Below are 4,887 nucleotides of genomic sequence, written 5' to 3' on the forward strand. Positions count from 1 at the left end.
ACACCCCCCGGATCATGACTGCGACTGGGGGCGGGAATCATACCGGGCCTGGCTGGCCAAAACCCCGATTATCGGGGCGTGAAGATAGTAACGGGGGCGATGCGATCCCCCATGCGGCGCGCGCCCGTCGGCCGAAGAAGTGCTGCGTCGCCGGGAAGTTGGGAGGCCGATGTCGCTCGCGCGCAAACGGCTTGACGAGCGCGTCTTCGGCAGGCTGTCGGTGCGGGGATGAAGCGGGTGTGAGCGTCGGCGTGAACGCTGGAGCAGCATGTGATGCGGCGAGACGCTTGTTTTTGCCGACGAGGCTGGTGACGCATGGACGCGTGACCACACTCGCGCTGCGCATTGCAATGTCTGGCGCGCCCTTCGAGCTTGCTTCCATGCGTCGGGGCGGTCGAGTTCGCGGGGGCTATTGCCCGAATTCTGGCGTTGCGAAGCGCGCGATGCGGACGATGGATCGCGGGACGTCCTGCGACGAGTCGTCCGTTTCCGAGTCGTGCGCGTCTCGGAACGGGCGGCGCGTCGCGCGCATCGATCGGCAGCGGTGGGGCTGTTGCCTGGTACGTCAGAAGCCACCTGTTGCGGCGGGGCCGACTTTATAGCCGCCGTCCGCCGTCGGTTGAATGCTCACGCCGATGCATCCTGCAAGTGCCGCCAACATGACAATGAGAATGGCCAGTTTCATGAATTTGCTGTTCCTGTTTGTTGTGTTTGGCAGTGCATCGTAGCGCTGCATCGGGATCGTGTTCGCGTGTCCTCGACATGGGCGATTGTGCTCAAGATCGCGCGCGGATCGCTAGAACATCGCCGCAAAAAAACCCGCGTCAGCCATGGCTGACGCGGGTTTGATCTTGGTCGGGGCGAGAGGATTTGAACCTCCGACCACCTGCACCCCATGCAGGTACGCTACCAGGCTGCGCTACGCCCCGAAAGCGTGAAAGTATAACAGACACTTTTCTCAAATAGAACTGCTCGGATGCAAATTCTGTTCGACGCCGGCACGATGCCTATTCGCGCGCGACGCCGTTGCGGATCAATCGCATCGGCACGCGAATCAATGCGTCGATGCGTTTCGCGCCGCGCGCCGCACGATCGCATCTTCCGCGCGTTCCTTCAGAACGCATAGTACGGCCCGGGTCCCGCGGGCGTTGCTCTCCCTTCGATCGCGGTATAGACGCTGCGTCCATAGAAGAACGGCAGCCCCAGATCGACGACGTTGCCGATCGGGCCCGCGAGATCGTCGAACGCGAAGTTGAACGTGGAGAACAGCACTTGCGAGCTTGCGACCTGGAACGTCGTCGCTTTGGCCGGCGTGCCGTTGCCGCTCGTGAGCGTGATGCCGAACGTCTGCGTGCTGCCGGGGCAAAACCACGATCCGCATTGCGGCAGCGAGGCATCCGCGAAGAAGATCCCGTTCGAGCCGCTGTCGAAGAACGTGCGCATGTTCGTGTTGCCGTTGAGCACGCTCGTCACGTAGGCGCCCGAGGAGATCGTCGCGAGCGTCGTCGTCGAGCCGAGTCCGTTGTTCGTCTGCGTGCCGATGCCGAAGACGAGCGAGCCGTTGACCGTCGCCGAGCCTGTTGCCGGGATCGCGGGCAGCACGATCGCCGCGCCGTTGTTGTCGCTCGCGAACGCGCCGACCGGATTCGCGACCTGTTGCGCAATCGGCTGCGACGTGCTCGTGCATGAGCCATCCGTCGCGCATGCGTAATACCAGCCGGACAACGCGCTGTTGGCGCACGCGGGGCCGCAGTCCGTGGTGAAAAGACCGATGCCGAGAATCCCGTTCGCGCGCAGCGTGCCTTGTGTTTGCATCGGCCCGGCGCTTTGCGTGCAATCGGCTGGCGTGTTCGGCGTGCTCGGGTCGGCGATCACCTGGATCGGGATGTTCGCCGCGACTTCGCCTGCGATCTTCACGTCGGCGCGGCGCACGGCGCCCCACGTGAAGCCCGTGATCGGCGCGTTCGCGGCCGCCGCGATCGGCAGCGCGACGCTCGGCGGCAGCGCGGCCGCGAGGATGCGCAAGCCCTCCGAGCCGGTGTCGATCTGCACGTTGTCGATCGTCTGACAGTCATTCGTGTTCGGCACGCACACGGTGACGCTCGTCATCAGCATGTTCGCCGCACCTGTCACGCCCGCCGACACCGTGACGGGCTGCACGTTCGCCGCGCTGGACGGCGCGACGCCGTTGCCGTTGCCGTTCGAGTTCGGCGTCGCCGAGCCGCCACCGCCGCCGCCACCGCATGCGGCGAGCATCGCGGCGAGCGCGGCGACGCACCACGCGATCTTGAGGGTCATGGCCGTCTCCTCACCGCAGAGCGTCGATCGACACGCCGGCCGGCACCACGCCGGGCAGCCACGCACGGCCGACGTACGCACGCATGCGGCCGCCGGCTTCGACGACGAAGTCGGCTTGCGCGACGCGTCCCGCATGGAGTCCCGCGCGGACGCGCGGATCGGTCGCGACGGCGTGGCCTTGGTAGATCGCGAAGCGCTCGCCGAGCAGCTGCCGCAGGTTCGGCGATGTCGGCCCGTCCCACGTGTACGCGAAAATCTGTCCCGTGCGCGTCGCGTACTCGCGAATCGTCGTGCCGCCCGTGTCGACGTAGCTGCGCATCGTGACGGCGCCGTCGAAGAGCGCGGTCGCCCCTTGCGCGAACATGCGCGCCGACGGGTTCGGGGCGATGCCGCCGAGTTGCGAGTGCGCGGCGACGGGGGCGAGCGCGACGGCGGCGGCGACTGCGACCACGAGAAGGGCATGCGCCGGGCCGCGCCGCGTCGGAGAAGGTGACTGCTTGTTGTTCATGCGACTGCCCTCCGCAGGTGAATACGGCTGGGGTCACTGTCCAATCAATGATAGTGAGTCCCGGCGCGCGCTGAGGCCGAAATTTCGGGTGCCGGATGCTCGTTATCCCTAGGCGGCAATGCGAGTCGCCATGCGCCGCTTCGCCGTCGCGCACGCGGGACGGGCCATGCGCGAGCGAGCGACGCGATGGGCGCATACGAAAGCGCACAAATGAGACCGCGCGCTTTTTGCACGGTCCGCCGCCGGACCGGTAAAATAGAAAGTTGACTCACGGAAAAGTCGCCGTGACCTAGTGGAAGGATTCCCTGAACATGACTGATCTTCGTCTTACCAAGCGGTTCGCAGCACTGCTTGCAACCGGCGTGTTCGTTGCCGGCTGCAGTACGCCGTCGCCTACGAAAATCGACTACAAGAGCGATTCGAAATCGAAGGAGGTGTCGCTCGCGGTGCCGCCCAACATGCTCGACGAGACGCCGGATCAGCGGTCGTTGCCGCCGCAGGGCGGCGCGACGTCGCTTTCCAGCCTGCAGCAGGTGCAGCAGGTCGCGCCGCCCACCGACGCGGTCGCGCCCGTCGTCCCCGGCATGCGCATCCAGCGCGACGGCAGCGAAAGCTGGCTCGTGATCGACGACAAGGCGCCGGCGCAAATCTGGCCCCAGGTGCGCCGCTTCTGGCAGGAGCAGGGCTTCCTGCTCGTCGTCGAGCAGCGCGACAAAGGCGTGATGGAAACCGACTGGAACGAAACGCATCCGCAGATCAACGACGGCCTGATTCGGGGCGTGATCTCGAAAGCGATGGGCAACTCGTACGTCACGGCGGAGCGCAACAAGTACCGCACGCGCCTCGACGCGGCGCCGAACGGCGGCACGTACGTCTTCATCAGCCAGAAGGGGATGCGCGAGGCGCTGACGGGCGCGAACAACGACTCGAGCAAGTGGGAGCCGAAGGCGAACGATCCGGGCCTTGAAACCGAATACCTGAAGCGCCTGATGGCTGTGCTCGCGCAGAACGATGCGCGTGTGAAGGCGGGCGGCGTGCCGATCACCGACGATGCGGCGCCGTCGAAAAGCGCGAAGGCGTCGAGCGGCAAGAGCAAGGATGCCGCGGCGGCGATCGCCGCGCAGAACGTCGCGAGCGCATCCGCATCGCGCGGTCCGGGCGATGCGAGCGCGCTGCCCGACGTGCCGCCCGAAGTGACGCTCGCGGAGCCGTACGATCGCTCGTGGCTGCACGTCGGCCTCGCGCTCGATCGCGCGAATTTCACGGTCGACGATCGCGATCGCACGAAGGGCCTTTATTACGTGCGCTACGTCGATCCGAAGGATCTGAGCGTCGAGGAGCAGGGCTTCTGGAGCCAGCTGTTCCACGGCAAGAAGGAGAAGAAGGCGAAGCAGTACCTCGTCAACGTGAAGGCGATCACCGAGGGCCAGACGCGCGTGGCGATCGTGGACGAGAAGGGCGGTGTCGACGCATCGGCGCCCGCGCGGCAAATCATGTCGCTGCTCGTCAATCAGCTGCGCTGACGTCGAGGCGCGCGGCGTTCGCCGCCGAACCCGCCAAGCCCGCCTTTCGGCGGGCTTTTTTGTGCCCGCGGCCGGCCGTCGATGCGGACTCGAGCGCTTGTCATGCATTCGTCGCGTTACGTAACGTCACCCCGTAACGAATGGAATGAATGCACATTTCTGTCTGGCGTTTGAGGATTAATCGTTAAAAATCAATCGTTTGATGGGTGGCCTTCAGTTGGCACGGAAGCTGCTCTATCTATCGTCAACCAAGCAATCAGGGAGGGCGCCAAGAAAACAGCCTGGCTCGGCTATGCGTGCCTCCCGCCTAGTGTGGATGTCGACGTTTCAGGCAGTCGCCGTTGCCGGCGAAGCTGCCGTACTGGACGACGACCCGTGCGTTCGCGCGGGTCTCGGTGGCCCCGTCGCCTATCCTCGTAGGGCGACGGTTTTGCCCGCGCTTCTCGTGAAGCGCGGGCTATTTTTTGGTTCATCGCAGGAAACCGTGGAGGGTTTTCGAGCGATTGCATAATCTGACACCTCATTTTAAGGATGTCGGAGGAAGCAATTGCTCGATCG

General features: G+C 65.1%; 3 protein-coding genes and 1 tRNA gene. 1 reads left to right on the forward strand and 3 read right to left on the reverse strand.

The window, feature by feature from the left end; genetic code table 11:
• Positions 1-852: 852 nt before the first annotated feature.
• From X946_RS04495 to X946_RS04505, 3 genes are all read right to left on the reverse strand, one after another.
• A tRNA-Pro gene (locus X946_RS04495) sits at positions 853-929 on the reverse strand.
• A 184-nt stretch (positions 930-1,113) separates the two neighbouring features.
• The gene (locus tag X946_RS04500) at positions 1,114-2,298 is read right to left on the reverse strand and encodes a DUF3443 domain-containing protein (RefSeq protein ID WP_038744500.1); all 1,185 of its coding nucleotides are present in this window, start codon (positions 2,296-2,298) and stop codon (positions 1,114-1,116) included.
• A gap of 10 nt (positions 2,299-2,308) precedes the next feature.
• A complete protein-coding gene (locus X946_RS04505; RefSeq protein WP_038744502.1) occupies positions 2,309-2,806 on the reverse strand; it encodes a DUF2844 domain-containing protein in 498 nt (165 codons plus the stop codon).
• 311 nt (positions 2,807-3,117) lie between these two features.
• Between X946_RS04505 and bamC the strand changes: the two genes are divergently transcribed.
• Positions 3,118-4,329: an outer membrane protein assembly factor BamC gene (gene bamC, locus X946_RS04510; protein WP_038744503.1), complete on the forward strand. Its 1,212-nt coding sequence runs from the start codon at positions 3,118-3,120 to the stop codon at positions 4,327-4,329.
• The last annotated feature ends 558 nt before the right edge of the window (positions 4,330-4,887 follow it).

The sequence above is a fragment of the Burkholderia sp. ABCPW 111 genome (genome assembly GCF_000773065.1).
GTDB classification, from domain to species: Bacteria; Pseudomonadota; Gammaproteobacteria; order Burkholderiales; family Burkholderiaceae; genus Burkholderia; species Burkholderia savannae.

Excerpts from the sequence above, each read along its gene's own strand:
- X946_RS04505 (WP_038744502.1), bottom strand. The coding sequence starts at position 2,806 with ATGAACAACAAGCAGTCACCTTCTCCGACGCGGCGCGGCCCGGCGCAT.
- bamC (WP_038744503.1), top strand. The coding sequence starts at position 3,118 with ATGACTGATCTTCGTCTTACCAAGCGGTTCGCAGCACTGCTTGCAACC.
- X946_RS04500 (WP_038744500.1), bottom strand. The coding sequence starts at position 2,298 with ATGACCCTCAAGATCGCGTGGTGCGTCGCCGCGCTCGCCGCGATGCTC.